Raw genomic sequence first — 13,914 nt, 5'->3', positions numbered from 1 at the left:
CAGAAAGACGACGGGATTTCCTTCCTCCGGTCTGCTTGCGGGTCAGACAGCGTCCTTTCTATAACTGCGCGTCATGTAAAACACTGCTTCCAGTTGCTAAAACGACACGTTACAACGCTGGGTGGCTCGGGATTGCAGGGTATTCCGGAGACCTGGCGGCAGTATAGGACGTTCACAAAATCATTACAATTAACCTACATATAGTTTGTCGGGTTTTATCCCGAACAGTGACATAGGTCACGATAACAACATTTATTTAATTTTTAATCATCTGATTTGACAAACATTAAACAAAGTTGTTACAAACAACACCAGAAAAGGCATATAATGCGCAAAAGTTATGGGGTCACTCTTTCACCTGCTAATAAGTTATGTAACAGTGTGGCGGTATTGACCAATTTATTCAGGACAGTTATTAGTGATAGTCAGGTTTAATAATTCGGATTGCTAAGTTGTTGATTTGTTGCTAATTCGCCATAAGTTAACTGTTTTTACCTGCAAGCGCCCATTGCTCTGTACCCTGGTTTTCTCCTCTTTCGCAGAGCGGCGAGCCAAATAACAAACTGGTAACGGTTGATTTATGTAACGAAGCAAATCTCACTGAGTAGTCTTAAGCAATAAGGCGCTAAGGAGACCGTAAATGGCTGATACAAAAGCAAAACTCACCCTAAATGGTGACTCTGCTATTGAACTGGATGTGCTAAAGGGCACACTCGGTCAAGACGTTATTGATATTCGTAGTCTCGGCTCAAAGGGGATGTTCACTTTTGATCCAGGTTTCACCTCTACCGCATCCTGCGAATCCAAAATCACCTTCATCGACGGCGACGAAGGCATTCTGTTACATCGCGGCTTCCCGATTGACCAACTGGCTACCGAGTCTAACTATCTGGAAGTATGTTACATCCTGCTGTACGGCGAGAAACCGACCCAGGCAGAGTACGACGAGTTCAAAACCACCGTCACACGCCATACCATGATCCATGAGCAGATTACCCGTCTGTTCCACGGTTTTCGCCGCGACTCGCATCCGATGGCCGTTATGTGCGGCGTCACCGGCGCGCTGGCTGCGTTCTACCACGACTCGATGGATGTGAATAATCCGCGTCATCGTGAAATCGCCGCGTTCCGCCTGCTGTCCAAAATGCCGACAATGGCGGCAATGTGTTACAAGTATTCTATCGGTCAACCGTTCGTCTACCCGCGCAACGACCTCTCCTATTCCGGCAACTTCCTGAACATGATGTTCTCCACACCGTGCGAAAACTATGAAGTTAACCCGGTGCTGGAACGCGCAATGGACAGGATTCTGATTCTTCACGCCGATCACGAACAGAACGCATCGACGTCAACCGTCCGTACCGCAGGCTCCTCCGGCGCGAACCCGTTCGCCTGCATCGCGGCGGGCATTGCCTCCCTGTGGGGACCGGCGCATGGCGGCGCGAACGAAGCGGCGCTGAAAATGCTGGTAGAAATCAGCTCTGTTAAACACATCCCGGAATTTATTCGCCGGGCAAAAGACAAGAATGATTCTTTCCGCCTGATGGGCTTCGGTCACCGTGTTTACAAAAACTATGACCCGCGCGCTACCGTCATGCGTGAAACCTGCCACGAAGTTCTGAAAGAGCTGGGCACCAAAGATGACCTGCTGGAAGTCGCGATGGAGCTGGAACACATCGCGCTGAACGACCCGTACTTTATCGAGAAGAAACTCTACCCGAACGTAGACTTCTACTCCGGCATCATTCTGAAAGCGATGGGCATTCCGTCCTCCATGTTCACCGTGATCTTCGCGATGGCGCGTACCGTGGGCTGGATTGCACACTGGAACGAAATGCACAGCGAAGGCATGAAAATCGCCCGTCCGCGTCAGCTGTACACCGGCTACGAAAAGCGCGATTTCAAGTCTGATATTAAGCGTTAATCATCCTGGCCATCGGGTAACACCGGTGGCCTTTATTATTTACTGAAACTCTGGCAACAATATTCATCTTGCCAATATAACCTTTATTACTCCAGTCACTCCCAATATATTACCGCCGAAAAAATAGCTATTTCCTTTCACATAGCATCAATAGCTAATGCATTATTTGACCTTTAAAACCATTAGATCTTTAATCCGACACAATTGGATGCAGGTAAAGGCTAAATGGAATGGGCGATATTATTTACCTGAGAATCACAGGTGAAGAACAAGGAAACATTTCGGCGGGATGTGGAACATATTCGTCAACAGGTAATCGCTGGCAAAAAGGGCATGAAGACGAGATCTTCGTATTTTCGCTATTCAGCGCATTGAGTAATACAGGAAGGGGTATTAACCTTCAGGGACTCAGATTCAGCAAATTAATCGATAAAAGCACCCCGCTATTTTGTAATGCAATCACTAATAATGAAAGGCTGTTCATTGAAATTGATTTCTGGCGAATAAACAGAACGGGCCGATGGGAACGCTATTATTATATTCAACTAAAAAATGCTTCTGTAAGAAGTATTCAAACGCATGTGGCCCTTAATGAGCTGGATACCGAAGAGATTGCGGTATCATATGATTATATTCTTTGCAAACACCTCATCGCCAATACCGAATTTGACTACCTGGCATTTCCCGCTGAATATAACCACTTGTTTATGCCGCAGCGCCCTCAACCGGTGAATCCCCCCAGACCAGCGGCAATAAAAATCACGCCCCCCAGCCAACATCCCCCAAAAATCACACCGGTCTATGCTAAATCCTGCCTGAAAGCGAAAGGATGTACGGACGCCGGGAACACAGAAGAACCGGCAGAAAACTTCGGCCAGATGGCGATTTTTGCACAATCGTCAGTCGATTATTGTTGCGGATATACGCAGCCCGCAGAAGCCTCAGCCATACCGCTGGCTCTGGGCGGACTGGCGCAGGTGTGGGGGGAGTGGCCGCTCAGCGGTACGCTCAGTGCGACAAGAGCGATACCTTATGTGGGAGCCCTGGCTTCCGCTCTGTATATTTCGTCCGCTGGCGAAGGCAGCGCGCGCGTTCCCGGGCGTGATGAATACTGGTACGAAGAGACCCTCAGACAGAAAGCGCTAGCCGGAAGTACCGCCACCACCCGGGTACGCTTTTTCTGGGGCACCGACACTCACGGCGCACCGCAGGTCTATGGCGTACATACAGGGGAAGGTACCCCCTATGAAAACGTCCGCGTCGCGAACATGGTGTGGAATGCCAACGCGAAGCGCTATGAATTTACCCCCGCCCACGACGTAGACGGGCCGTTAATCACCTGGACACCGGAAAACCCCGTGACTGGTGATTTACCTAATCACACCGGAAGCAATGTTCCACCGCTTGATCAGCCAACCATTCTGGTGACACCTATCCCGGATGGCAAAAATGAGTACACCACGCCACCGTTCCCGGTGCCGGATGTCGCCGATTTTAACGATTATATTCTGGTCTTTCCGGCCGATTCAGGCATTCAGCCGATATATGTTTATCTTCGTGAAGATCCGCGCAAACAACCCGGCACGGCAACCGGTTACGGCGAAATTTTACCCGAAAATAGTCGTTGGCTTGAGGCCGCCAGTTCAGGGCTGGGAGCGCCGATACCTGCACAGGTCGCAGATAAGCTGCGAGGAAGAACGTTTCGCAACTTTGACCATTTCAGAAAAGAGTTCTGGCTTGCGGTGTCGGAATGCCCTGAACTGATGTCACAGTTTAGTAAATCGAATCAAACCAGAATTCTTAGTGGCAACGCACCATTTAGCATTCCTTCTGAACAGGTAGGAGGCAGACCATGGTTTGAAATTCACCATCTTGATTTTATTATTAATGGTGGTGCAGTCTTTGATATGGATAATATGCGCGTTAACACTGTAAAAAATCACATTAAAAATCACTCAAATAAGTAGAGAGGATACACATGGAACTAAAACAACGTCTTGAAGACTACACTGAATCCGAATTCATAGAATTCCTGAATGAATTTTTTGAAAACCCTGGCAATCTGAAAGGAAGAGAATTTGAATCTCACTCTAATAGGCTAGTCAAACACTTCGATAAAATCGTGGATCATCCTGAAGGTAATGGTTTGATTTTTTATCCCCCGGATGACAGGGAGGACAGTCCACAAGGCATCATTGAAGAAATTAAAAGATGGCGAAAATCTCAGGGACGCCCATCATTCAAAGACTCTGAGTAAATACGAGGCCCTGTATTTAACAACACATTAGAAAAGTGAACATATGATTCATTTTAAACAAAAACTCGAAGACTACACTGAATCCGAATTCTTAGACTTCCTAAATGAATTCTCCGCAAACCCGCGCTACCAGGGAGAAATGGACCGTGAATCTTACATCGACTCATTAGTCGATCATTTCGATAAAATCGTGGATCATCCTGAAGGCAATGGTTTGATTTTTTATCCCCCGGATGACAGGGAGGACAGTCCACAAGGCATCATTGGAGAAATTAAAAGATGGCGTAAATCCCAGGGACTTCCCCCGTTCAATCACAGAAAAAACTCAGATACAAACCTAAGGAAATTCAAATGACAATACTGGTTACGGTTCAGGCTCAGCTCATTGTGGGTGAAGCGCAGGTGATAGAGAGTCTGGCCCCCGAAGGTTCATTTGCAGCAGTGTTTGAAGACGATGGAAAAACGGGATATTTCTATGCCCTTGATGAGTCTGTTGATGGTAATCCTATCAGAGATGCTCTACATATCTACAATACAGAAGACGTTTCAGACGGGCATATCCCGTCTGATGTGAAGATCGGTTGGTCAGAAGACAGCAGGAAATGCGTGCTTTTAATTAATAATTATCCGCATGGTGTATTTGATTTTGAATCTAAAAATGGATACTGCCGAAGTGGCTTCCCACCCCCAATCAATCAGGAATGGTCTGTTTCAGGTCACAACTGGAATGATACCGTTGATGATTTTTTCAGATGATTTGTGAATAACCCACAGGTGTCAGGCATATCAATACTGTCGAGGTAAAATTAAAGTATCCTCCTGTCAGTATAAAACAGTACCAGACACCTGTTATTCAGTTCTGGTTTAGCCCGCTTTTATTGACGCCTGATATTTTTTTCAGCGTACTTTTTCTCTATGCTGTATCGATACACTTGATTGGATACCGCCAGGGAGCACAGGATGCCGGTTTTGCAGTGGGGTTTGTTGTTCCTGCTATCACTCCTTCTTTCGCTGGCTTTTCTCTGCATCCACCTCCCGGCGGCGCTGCTGCTCGGCCCAATGATTGCCGGTATCGCATTCAGTCTGAAAGGCATTACGCTGCAACTCCCCCGCTCCACTTTTCTCGCAGCGCAGGCCATTCTCGGCTGCATGATTGCGCAAAACCTTACTGGTTCGATTCTCACCACACTGGCGGTGAACTGGCCGGTGGTGTTAGCCATTCTGATGGTGACGCTGCTCTCCAGCGCGGTGGTCGGCTGGCTGCTGGTGCGCTACAGCTCACTGCCGGGCAATACCGGCGCATGGGGTTCCTCCCCCGGCGGCGCGGCGGCAATGGTGGCGATGGCGCAGGACTACGGCGCGGATATCCGCCTGGTGGCGTTTATGCAGTACCTGCGGGTACTGTTTGTCGCAGGCGCCGCCGTGCTGGTCACGCGGCTGATCCTCGGCGACAGCGCAGAAGCGGTCAGCCAGCAGATTGCGTGGTTCCCGCCGCTGAGCGGCAATCTGTGGAGCACGCTGCTGCTGGCTGCGGTTGCAGGTTTCACCGGGCGCATATTGCGCATTCCTTCCGGTACTATGCTGGCGCCGATGATCGTCGGCGCATGGCTTCATGCAGGCGGCATGATCGTGATTGAACTGCCGGAATGGCTGCTGGCGATTGCGTATATGGCCATTGGCTGGCGCATCGGATTAGGGTTCGACAGACAGGTCTTTTTTATGGCGCTGCGTCCGCTGCCGCAGATTCTGGCCTCCATCTTTGCCCTGATGGCGATTTGCGCGGCGATGGCCTGGGGACTCGCCCACTACATGCAGATTGATTTTATCACCGCCTGGCTTGCCACCAGCCCCGGCGGGCTGGATACCGTGGCGGTGATCGCCGCCGGTAGCAACGCCGACATGGCGCTGATTATGGCGATGCAAACCCTGCGGCTGTTCAGCATTTTGTTGACCGGGCCTGCGGTTGCCCGTTTTATTTCAACCTATGCGCCGAAACAACCGCAGGTATAAAATGTTTAATTTAAATTATACTTAAACCCAACCCTGATCTGGTATTCATTTTTGGTGTCATCGCCATCTTTATATTCATCCAGATAACCTAATTCAAAGAAGGGATAAAAACGCGGCGTTGCATGGAAGTTAAAAACAAAATTATGTTGCAGCGTATGGTTTTTACCATTCGCATATTCAAATTTATCGCCATGCGTTTTACTGTAATATGTCGGATTATATTGCACCCAAAAATCTGGCGTAAAATATTTGGTCAGATAAATATCAACGCGATGTTCCGAAGAGTCATCCCAGTCGCCCTGTAGCGTCTGGCTGTCGTGATTTTGATGATTATAGCGATAGCGTAAAACGGCACCCAGCGTTGGGTCAAAGTGATAACCAATGCCGAGGTAAGGATCGATACGCGAACCGGCGGACTCCCAATGAAAGACAACCCCAGGTTCAAGCCAGAAGTCGCTCTCGCCCAGCGGGAACGGCTTGTTAAACTCCGCTTCTTCGTAGCTGCTTTTCCACTGCTCCATATTTTTACCGAGATCGGAGTCCGTCTCAAAACTCCAGTACATTCGGGCGAAAATACTGTTCGGGTCCTGCACCACGCCTGTCAGCATCAGTCGTTGTAAAAAACGCTCGCTGGCCGTGCGATATTGTGTGCGTGGCGCAAAATAAACCGTCGTAAACGGTTTTTCTTTTGCCTGTGGCGCCGTCGTTGAATGACTGTTATTGTCCGCAAAAACGCTGGCGGAAGGCATGACCAGTGCAGCCGCTAATAGGGCTGTATTCATATTCTTACTTTGCATTATATTTTCCTTGCAGAAACAGAGATAAAATCTCCCCCTGCTAACTGAATAGCATTATTATTCAACAGGAGGAGTGGGATATTACCAGTAACTATTCCAGCATGACGTTGCGCGGGTAATGGCCTCCATCAGGAAATAATCACCCCAGGCACAGCATTCATTCACGCCGACGTTACCTTTAAAATAATAAACAGAATGTTTTAATAATCCTTCGCCTTCTTTGTGCTCCAGATTGAGATAGCCGTCGAGCATCCGCTCAATCATTCGCAATGCCAGCGCCTCATAACTTTCGCGATCGGGATGAGTCGCCGGAAGCTGTTTTACCAGCTCCAGCAAGGCGCAGGCGAGAATCGCGCTGGCAGAACTGTCTCTTTCGCTGTTGGGATCGGTCAGCGCCAGATCCCAGTAACAGACCAGGTCTTCCGGCAAACGGTTAATAAAATAGTTTGCCAGCGTCTGGCTCAATTCCAGCAGTTTCTCATCCCCGGTATAGAGGTAGTTCAGCAGAAAGCCATACACGCCCCATGCCTGCCCACGCGACCAGCAGGAATCGTCGGAGAACCCCTGATGGGTATTGCCAAAACGTGGCTCACCGGTGTGAACATCCATATAGTACGTGTGAAACGTCGAGCCGTCCTCGCGCACAATATAGCGTCGCGCCTGCTCAATATGGCTTTTCGCCGCCTGGGCATAGCGCGGGTCGCCCGTTGTCGCGCTGGCCTGATACAACAACGGCAGATTCATATTGCAGTCAATGATCATCCTCCCCTGCTGTTCCGGGTTATCCAGCTCGCCCCACGCCTGAATAATGCCGCACTTGTCGTGATAGCGCTCCATCAACACTTCTGCCGCCTGTTGGGCGATATATATTGCCTCCCGGTTATCGGTCAATTTGCTGGCAGCCTCGCAGGAAAGGCTGTACAGAAACCCGAGGTCGTGGTGGTTAGTGTGGTCGCGCTTTGCGATACGTTCGCCAAAGGAGCGGACATGCTGCTCGGCTAACGCACGATATGCGGCATTCCCTGTCCACTCCCATGCCAGCCACAGTTGCCCGGTCCAGAAACTGGTCGTCCACTCCTGATTATCGATAATCGGATAGATACCGTTTTTACATGCCGCGTCGGGAAAACGCTGGCCGAAATAAGCGCTGTTACGATCAACAGCCTTTAAAATCACCGGCAACGCATGACGAATTTTCTGCGCGATAGCAGCGCGCTCGCCGCGCTGTAGCGCAACAGGGACAATCGTTTCTTTACGGATAGTTGCAGACATAATTCTCTCGTTTTCTTTACTTTAATGAATGGCTTCTTGCCCGTGGGCAGGGATGGCGGTGTTTTTTTTATGCTGATAGCAGGGAGATAGCGTGATGGCGGAGATCCCGGTAAATATCAGCGCGATGATGCCCATAATCAGATAGGTGTGTTCAAAACCGATCTTCTGATAGGCATACCCGGCAGGCGGCGCCACCACGATAGAGCCGACGTAAATCATGGCCTGATAACCCAGCAGATACATCGTGGCGTTGACGCGCTTGTCGAAGTGTTCGGCGATATATTTGAAAACCGAGACCAGAATCAGCGCAATTTCAATCCCATACAGCGGTTTCACCAGGCAGATAATCAGCGGATCGTTGGTTAACCCGGAGATAATCAAACGCAGGCTGATCACCAGCCCTGTCAGGAGCATCCCCTGCTTGGCGCCGATGCGGTTAATGATGGCGGGCACCAGCATCATGCCGAAGAACTCGGCGGCGGACTGCGCGGTGCTCATATAGCCAAACATGGCGTTTCCTTCCTCTTTGGTACTGAAGAAGGTGACGAAATAGCGAGAGAATTGCTGCTCGGCAATAAACATCATCCATGCCACGCCCGCGATATACAGGGAGAAGGTCCAGAACTTTTTATTGCGCAGCAGCTGGAACACATCGCCAATGACAATCTTCTCTTTCGACAGAACGTTGTTTTCTTCCTGACCAAAGTGATCGACCTTCAGCGTCAGCAGCACCGCGAACATGCACAGCGCGGAAACGGTGCTGATAACAAAGTTGATTTTGGGGGAGATATTGTAGAGATAGCCGGAAAACGATGACGCCGTCGCCCAGCCCAGCGCCGCCCACATGCGGATGCGGCCAAACTCCATGTCATACAGACGGCTGAAACGGTCAACATACGACTCTTCTGCCGCCACGCCCGCATACCAGCCGAGGCTGAAAAACAGCGCGCCGACAATCATTCCGCTGACAAAATGGGTTTGCAGCAGCGGCAGATAGCACCAGATGTAAAACGGCGCCATCAGTGCCGAAACAATACAGACAAAATAGAGCAGGTGTTTTTTCATGCCCATTTTGTCCATGATGTAGCCGTAAACGGGTTTGATAATCACCGCAAAAACGCCGTTAACGGCAAACACCGTGCCGATTTCCACGCCATCCAGCCCGGCTTTATCCCCCAGCCAGATAGCATACAGGCCAAAACTGGCCGCCCAGGTAAAGGTAAACAGAAATACAAACAGACTCAGCTTGATGTAAGCCGAACGTGTCGACTGAACAGGGTTCATCATTATTTTCTCCGCATCAGCGTCAATTATTTTATTTCCAGCGTTTTCGAGTTCAGCGTCAGCACCTGATTGACACGATCGAATGCCATGATTACCGGCGGCGGCAGCGTCGGAGACATCGTGGCGTTAACGCTACAGGCCAGCCAGTGAGTGCCCGGCGTGAGCGTCGTGCCGAGACAGGGGATCTCTCCAGGAGAGGCATACAGAATGTTGCTGTTCGGCGGGGTGGTGACGACCAGCGGCTGGCGTTCAGCCAGCAAATCCTCGATCTGACACACGCCGGAAGTGGTACTGAGAGTCAGCCCGTTTTTTGCCATTCGGGTCGTCGTCAGATGATGGCGATTCAGTGCGAATCCGCCTTCCACGCAGTCGAGCGTGCGTGGGGTTACAACGCGATGTAGCCGGAGATGCCCCTGCTCATGCGGAATAAGCCAGGTGGTGACGCTGACATCCGGCCAGGGGCGCCAGACGCTTCGAAGCCACGCTGGCGTCATCTCCACCGCATCACACTCGCGACGCCCGCGCCAGTAGCCGTCCTGCTCGCTGAACATCAGCATCGAGTCACAGGCAGCATGGTTCAGACCATACACGCCGCGTTCAAGGGTGAAACCAAAGTGGCTGGAATAGGCGAACTTGCAGTATTTGGCGTCGAAATTGACGAAGTTATTGCGATCGTACTGCCCGGACATCAGCATCCAGACGTGATGGTTATCCTCCGCATGAACAATAAACTGCCCGGCTTCCGCTATCGGGTGAACCGTCTCCAGCGCGGGCAATGGCGCGGGTTCCGCCTGCCAGAACGCACTCTCTTGCGGCAGCGCCAGAATCAGCAATGCCTTACATGCCCAGTACGGCGAACCGGGGCTGTTGTAATCTTCGGTCATCACCAGATTCGGGTATGTGTACCCCAGCGTGAACAAACCATCCGGGCCGATAAACGGTTGGCTCATCCACCAGTCGATATGCCGCAGGATCAGCCCTTTGATAACCGGTACGCTAAACACATCCAGCCCGGTATATGCCACCGCGCTCCAGAATGCGACCTGTACGAAGCGATAAGTCAGGCTACGGCCAAAGGGGATCGCATTGCCGTCACCGGTAAAGTAATGGATATAATCTTTCGCGAACTGACGCGCGCGCTGACGATAGCGCAGGCAACGTTCGGGATCAGCATCCTGCATAAAGTGGCTGTACAGCAGGCTGTAAAAGTGAAACCCGCTGGAGATGTAGTAGTCGCGCGGCTTACCGGCGCCATCGGCGTACCAGCCGTTGCCAAGCCAGAACGGTTCAATGGCATTCAGATGCTTATCAATCACCATCATGTCGTAATGCCGCCCGACGCACTTAAGCCCCACCTGCACCAGCACCGGGAAGAAATGCCAGTTGTTATCGGGGATCTGAATGTCGGCGCTCTGGCGTAACCAGCGCTCCAGATTGTTTTGCTCGTCGATGGAGAGCGCTGACCAAAGCCCCGTTCCCGGTAACGCCAGCGCCAGGCCAAACGCCGCCATTTCGACGCATCGCTGATCGTTATCCGCCAGGGAGCCCCAGTAGTCAGGATGTTCGGGATCGCAGCCGTGACGAATACCGTCGATAAACGTCTCGCGAAAATCATCGGCTTCGCCACCGCTCAGTAACGGCGCCAGCAGCCACAACAGACGAGAGAAACCCTCCATTCCGGCGACATCCGCCGGATAGTGTGCAGACGTTTCTCCGGCGTCCAGACGCGTGTTTCCTCGCCTCAAATGGGGGACGGCTGACGCCAGCCATTGTTGCGCCAGTCCGACGTATTCTTGCCTTATTCGCATAATGAAACCTCGTTTCATTTGATAAATGTTGGACGCATAATAAGGATTCAGACGGACAGACAAATGTGATAATTGTCGTATTTTCGGACAACGTCGGTGATGAATAACAACATTCATCCTCTTTTAGTGACAAAAATTCGATTAGAGTGATAAAAATTTAAGTTTATTCACATTGCGGGAGGGGCGGGCAGAAATGCAGCGAATGGAAGACAGCAGTTATCTTGAGAATATCAACCTCAACGATAAGTCGATTTACTTTAACCGCATGAAGAATATGCCTGCCAACTACTACCACTGGCATCAGTGTGTGGAGATCCTGTCAGTTTCTCAGGGAGTTGGCATCGCGCTAATGGAGCACCAGCAGTACACCGTTAAGCCGGGGCGTATTTTTATTTTTCCGCCGGGAAAGCTGCATAAGGTGTTTGTCGAGCAGGACGATCGTAATGTTTATCACCGTACAACGCTGCATTTTAATGGCTCAATTATTGAACAGTACCTGCGGGATTTTCCGCGTCAGCAAATGTTGCTGCGTCAGCTCTGCGGTCGGGGAGAAAAGGCGCGGGTATTTGATGTCGGCGACGTACAGCCGGTGATTGAAACGCTGCTGAGCCGTTTTGAAACGCTGGTAAAAAGCAAAACGTTCAGCGTCAGCGACAGCGCATTTCTGGTGATGCAGATTATCAGCCTGCTGCCGCATCAGGAGCAGGCGACGGGATACAATACCTTTTCGGTCAGTATTATCCGTTGGATAGAAACCCATTTTCACCAGCGCTGCTCGCTGGACGATATCGCCCACGAGATGGGCTGCTCACGCGGACATGCCTCACGCCGCTTTCACGAGGAAACGGGCGGCACCATTCAGGAGTATCTGATGATGCGCCGTATCCGTCAGGCATGTGAATTGCTGTTGCACACCAACAGCTCAGTGCGTGAGATTGCCGAACAGGTCGGTTTCTCCGAGTACGCCTGGTTTATTACCTGTTTTCGCAAGAATATGGGTAAAACGCCGTTGCAATATCGCAAAACGTATTCCCCCGCCTAGTTCCCACGCTGGATGGCCTGGCCTGTAGGCCGGATAAGGCGAAGCCGCCATCCGGCGCGTTGACGAATTACGTCTGGCAGTGTGGACACCAGTAGAACGGGCGCGAGGAGAGCGTCGTTTTCTCAATAATGCCGCCGCAGCGCTCGCAGGCTTCGCCGTCCCGGTGGAACACCTTAAAGCGAAACAGCGCGCCGTGATGCGTGTTCTCATCCGCCTGACCGCGCGTGGTATAAGAAAGGCGCGGGATATCGAGCAGCGCATGAGATAACGCCTCCAGCTGTTGGTCACTGAGATCTTTCGCCTTATGCTGCCCCGTCAGCCCTACCTGCCAGAGAATTTCCACACGCAGATAGTTGCCCAGCCCGGCGAGAAACGCCTGATCCAGCAACAGCCCGGAAAACTGACGATTACGAAAACGCGCAGAGAGCAGACGCGCTTTTACATCACTGGGCGTCAGCCGCGGGTCCAGCACGTCCGGCCCGACGCGTTGCAGAAACGGGTGGGTGGCGAGCTGTTCCGGCGTCAACATTTCAATGTCGGACGCGCTGTAAAGCAGAATGGTTTTATCCGCCGTTTGCAGGTTAACGCGTAATACCCGGGTGGTTGCCGGGATGTTCCCCGTCTCCACTACTCGCCATACGCCATACAACTGGTTATGGCTGTAGAGCGTCAGCCCCTGCGAAAAGTGGGTCAGCAACGCTTTCCCCCGCGTTTCGATATGGGTGACCGTCTGCCCAATCAGCGGCGATTCATACGGTTTTAACTGCGAAAAGGCAAACCAGACGTCCGTCAACGGTTTGCCTTTTATCGCCGCCTCCAGGTTATCCGCCGCACGACGGATCTCCGGGCCTTCAGGCATAGTTCTGTCCTTTGTTAGTGAGTTGCTCCGCCTGTTACTGCAATGTCAGTTTCCACATGAAGCGCTGTGACAATGGCGATTTCCAACGCCTGACGCACCGTTTCCGCCGCCATGCTGGGCGCACCAGGATGTGCCGCCGCCTGTTCCGGCAGATAAGGAATATGGATAAATCCACCCTTCACGTCCTGAATATCGCGCAATTTATGCAACAGTCCATACATTACGTGGTTGCAGACAAAAGTGCCTGCGGTCTGAGAGACCGATGCCGGAATCCCCGCTTCGCGCATCGCCGAGACCATCGCTTTGATCGGCAGCGTGCTAAACCAGGCTGCCGGGCCTTCCGCCACGATGGGCTCATCAACTGGCTGCCTGCCGCGATTATCGGGGATACGCGCATCGTCAATATTAATCGCCACGCGCTCCACGGTAATATCCGTGCGCCCTCCGGCCTGCCCTATCGCCAGCACCAGCACCGGGGATAACGCGTCAATCGCCGCATTCAGCACGGTGAGAGAGTCGCCAAAGACGCAAGGGAGCTGGCGGGCCACCACGCGACACCCTGCGATAATAGCATTGTCGAGACGCGAGACCACTTCCCAGGAAGGGTTAACCTGCTCGCCGCCGAAGGGTTCAAACCCGGTGATTAATACCGTCTTCATCC

Annotated in this window: 14 protein-coding genes; 8 read left to right on the top strand and 6 right to left on the bottom strand. The window is 51.6% G+C overall.

Features of this window, described 5'->3' with window-relative positions; genetic code table 11:
- Positions 1 to 327: 327 nt before the first annotated feature.
- The 7 genes from OGX81_RS22090 (at position 328) to OGX81_RS05605 (ending at position 6,191) form a co-directional block, all read left to right on the top strand.
- A complete protein-coding gene (locus tag OGX81_RS22090) occupies positions 328 to 435 on the top strand; it encodes a hypothetical protein (RefSeq protein WP_418222314.1) in 108 nt (35 codons plus the stop codon).
- 205 nt (positions 436 to 640) lie between these two features.
- Positions 641 to 1,924 carry a citrate synthase gene (locus tag OGX81_RS05630; RefSeq protein WP_012133280.1) on the top strand — a complete coding sequence of 428 codons (1,284 nt, stop codon included), beginning with the start codon at positions 641 to 643 and terminating at the stop codon, positions 1,922 to 1,924.
- A gap of 230 nt (positions 1,925 to 2,154) precedes the next feature.
- Complete coding sequence (gene tssD / locus OGX81_RS05625) at positions 2,155 to 3,891, top strand: type VI secretion system tube protein TssD (protein WP_104868912.1); 1,737 nt, start codon at positions 2,155 to 2,157, stop codon at positions 3,889 to 3,891.
- Positions 3,892 to 3,902: 11 nt separating this feature from the next.
- Positions 3,903 to 4,181 carry a bacteriocin immunity protein gene (locus tag OGX81_RS05620; protein WP_049011593.1) on the top strand — a complete coding sequence of 93 codons (279 nt, stop codon included), beginning with the start codon at positions 3,903 to 3,905 and terminating at the stop codon, positions 4,179 to 4,181.
- A 43-nt stretch (positions 4,182 to 4,224) separates the two neighbouring features.
- Positions 4,225 to 4,536 (top strand): bacteriocin immunity protein, encoded by a 312-nt coding sequence (locus tag OGX81_RS05615; protein WP_104868913.1) that lies wholly within the window; start codon positions 4,225 to 4,227, stop codon positions 4,534 to 4,536.
- Positions 4,533 to 4,937: a DUF2251 domain-containing protein gene (locus OGX81_RS05610; RefSeq protein WP_049011595.1), complete on the top strand. Its 405-nt coding sequence runs from the start codon at positions 4,533 to 4,535 to the stop codon at positions 4,935 to 4,937. Before OGX81_RS05615 ends, OGX81_RS05610 begins: the two co-directional genes overlap by 4 nt.
- Before the next feature lie 204 nt (positions 4,938 to 5,141).
- Positions 5,142 to 6,191 (top strand): AbrB family transcriptional regulator, encoded by a 1,050-nt coding sequence (locus tag OGX81_RS05605; protein WP_104868914.1) that lies wholly within the window; start codon positions 5,142 to 5,144, stop codon positions 6,189 to 6,191.
- Positions 6,192 to 6,196: 5 nt separating this feature from the next.
- Here the strand turns inward: OGX81_RS05605 and OGX81_RS05600 are convergent, their stop codons facing one another.
- The 4 genes from OGX81_RS05600 to OGX81_RS05585 all read right to left on the bottom strand — a co-directional run bounded on the left by OGX81_RS05600 (position 6,197) and on the right by OGX81_RS05585 (position 11,352).
- Entirely contained in the window at positions 6,197 to 6,988 is a 792-nt protein-coding gene (locus tag OGX81_RS05600) for an oligogalacturonate-specific porin KdgM family protein (RefSeq protein ID WP_012133287.1), read from the bottom strand.
- An 81-nt stretch (positions 6,989 to 7,069) separates the two neighbouring features.
- Positions 7,070 to 8,260, bottom strand: coding sequence for a glycoside hydrolase family 88 protein (locus OGX81_RS05595; protein ID WP_104868915.1), 1,191 nt, complete (start codon positions 8,258 to 8,260; stop codon positions 7,070 to 7,072).
- A gap of 21 nt (positions 8,261 to 8,281) precedes the next feature.
- Positions 8,282 to 9,547 (bottom strand): oligosaccharide MFS transporter, encoded by a 1,266-nt coding sequence (locus OGX81_RS05590; protein ID WP_012133289.1) that lies wholly within the window; start codon positions 9,545 to 9,547, stop codon positions 8,282 to 8,284.
- 23 nt (positions 9,548 to 9,570) lie between these two features.
- Positions 9,571 to 11,352, bottom strand: coding sequence for a DUF2264 domain-containing protein (locus OGX81_RS05585; protein WP_024130531.1), 1,782 nt, complete (start codon positions 11,350 to 11,352; stop codon positions 9,571 to 9,573).
- A 193-nt stretch (positions 11,353 to 11,545) separates the two neighbouring features.
- On the opposite strand from OGX81_RS05585, the gene OGX81_RS05580 reads away from it, so the two are divergent.
- Complete coding sequence (locus OGX81_RS05580) at positions 11,546 to 12,394, top strand: AraC family transcriptional regulator (protein ID WP_012133291.1); 849 nt, start codon at positions 11,546 to 11,548, stop codon at positions 12,392 to 12,394.
- A gap of 67 nt (positions 12,395 to 12,461) precedes the next feature.
- Here the strand turns inward: OGX81_RS05580 and nei are convergent, their stop codons facing one another.
- Together nei and pcp are read right to left on the bottom strand one after the other, a co-directional pair.
- Complete coding sequence (nei, locus tag OGX81_RS05575) at positions 12,462 to 13,253, bottom strand: endonuclease VIII (protein ID WP_012133292.1); 792 nt, start codon at positions 13,251 to 13,253, stop codon at positions 12,462 to 12,464.
- Positions 13,254 to 13,267: 14 nt separating this feature from the next.
- On the bottom strand, positions 13,268 to 13,912 hold the full coding sequence (gene pcp / locus OGX81_RS05570; RefSeq protein ID WP_012133293.1) for a pyroglutamyl-peptidase I: 645 nt from the start codon (positions 13,910 to 13,912) through the stop codon (positions 13,268 to 13,270).
- Positions 13,913 to 13,914 lie beyond the last annotated feature (2 nt).

The organism is Citrobacter sp. CK206 (genome assembly GCF_030333125.1).
GTDB lineage: Bacteria > Pseudomonadota > Gammaproteobacteria > Enterobacterales > Enterobacteriaceae > Citrobacter_B > Citrobacter_B koseri.
This window is presented reverse-complemented; position numbering and strand designations above follow the sequence as displayed.

Excerpts from the sequence above, each read along its gene's own strand:
- OGX81_RS05630 (WP_012133280.1), top strand. The coding sequence starts at position 641 with ATGGCTGATACAAAAGCAAAACTCACCCTAAATGGTGACTCTGCTATT.
- OGX81_RS22090 (WP_418222314.1), top strand. The coding sequence starts at position 328 with ATGCGCAAAAGTTATGGGGTCACTCTTTCACCTGCTAATAAGTTATGT.
- OGX81_RS05620 (WP_049011593.1), top strand. The coding sequence starts at position 3,903 with ATGGAACTAAAACAACGTCTTGAAGACTACACTGAATCCGAATTCATA.
- OGX81_RS05600 (WP_012133287.1), bottom strand. The coding sequence starts at position 6,988 with ATGCAAAGTAAGAATATGAATACAGCCCTATTAGCGGCTGCACTGGTC.
- OGX81_RS05590 (WP_012133289.1), bottom strand. The coding sequence starts at position 9,547 with ATGATGAACCCTGTTCAGTCGACACGTTCGGCTTACATCAAGCTGAGT.
- tssD (WP_104868912.1), top strand. The coding sequence starts at position 2,155 with ATGGGCGATATTATTTACCTGAGAATCACAGGTGAAGAACAAGGAAAC.
- OGX81_RS05595 (WP_104868915.1), bottom strand. The coding sequence starts at position 8,260 with ATGTCTGCAACTATCCGTAAAGAAACGATTGTCCCTGTTGCGCTACAG.
- OGX81_RS05585 (WP_024130531.1), bottom strand. The coding sequence starts at position 11,352 with ATGCGAATAAGGCAAGAATACGTCGGACTGGCGCAACAATGGCTGGCG.
- nei (WP_012133292.1), bottom strand. The coding sequence starts at position 13,253 with ATGCCTGAAGGCCCGGAGATCCGTCGTGCGGCGGATAACCTGGAGGCG.
- OGX81_RS05615 (WP_104868913.1), top strand. The coding sequence starts at position 4,225 with ATGATTCATTTTAAACAAAAACTCGAAGACTACACTGAATCCGAATTC.
- OGX81_RS05605 (WP_104868914.1), top strand. The coding sequence starts at position 5,142 with ATGCCGGTTTTGCAGTGGGGTTTGTTGTTCCTGCTATCACTCCTTCTT.
- OGX81_RS05580 (WP_012133291.1), top strand. The coding sequence starts at position 11,546 with ATGCAGCGAATGGAAGACAGCAGTTATCTTGAGAATATCAACCTCAAC.
- pcp (WP_012133293.1), bottom strand. The coding sequence starts at position 13,912 with ATGAAGACGGTATTAATCACCGGGTTTGAACCCTTCGGCGGCGAGCAG.
- OGX81_RS05610 (WP_049011595.1), top strand. The coding sequence starts at position 4,533 with ATGACAATACTGGTTACGGTTCAGGCTCAGCTCATTGTGGGTGAAGCG.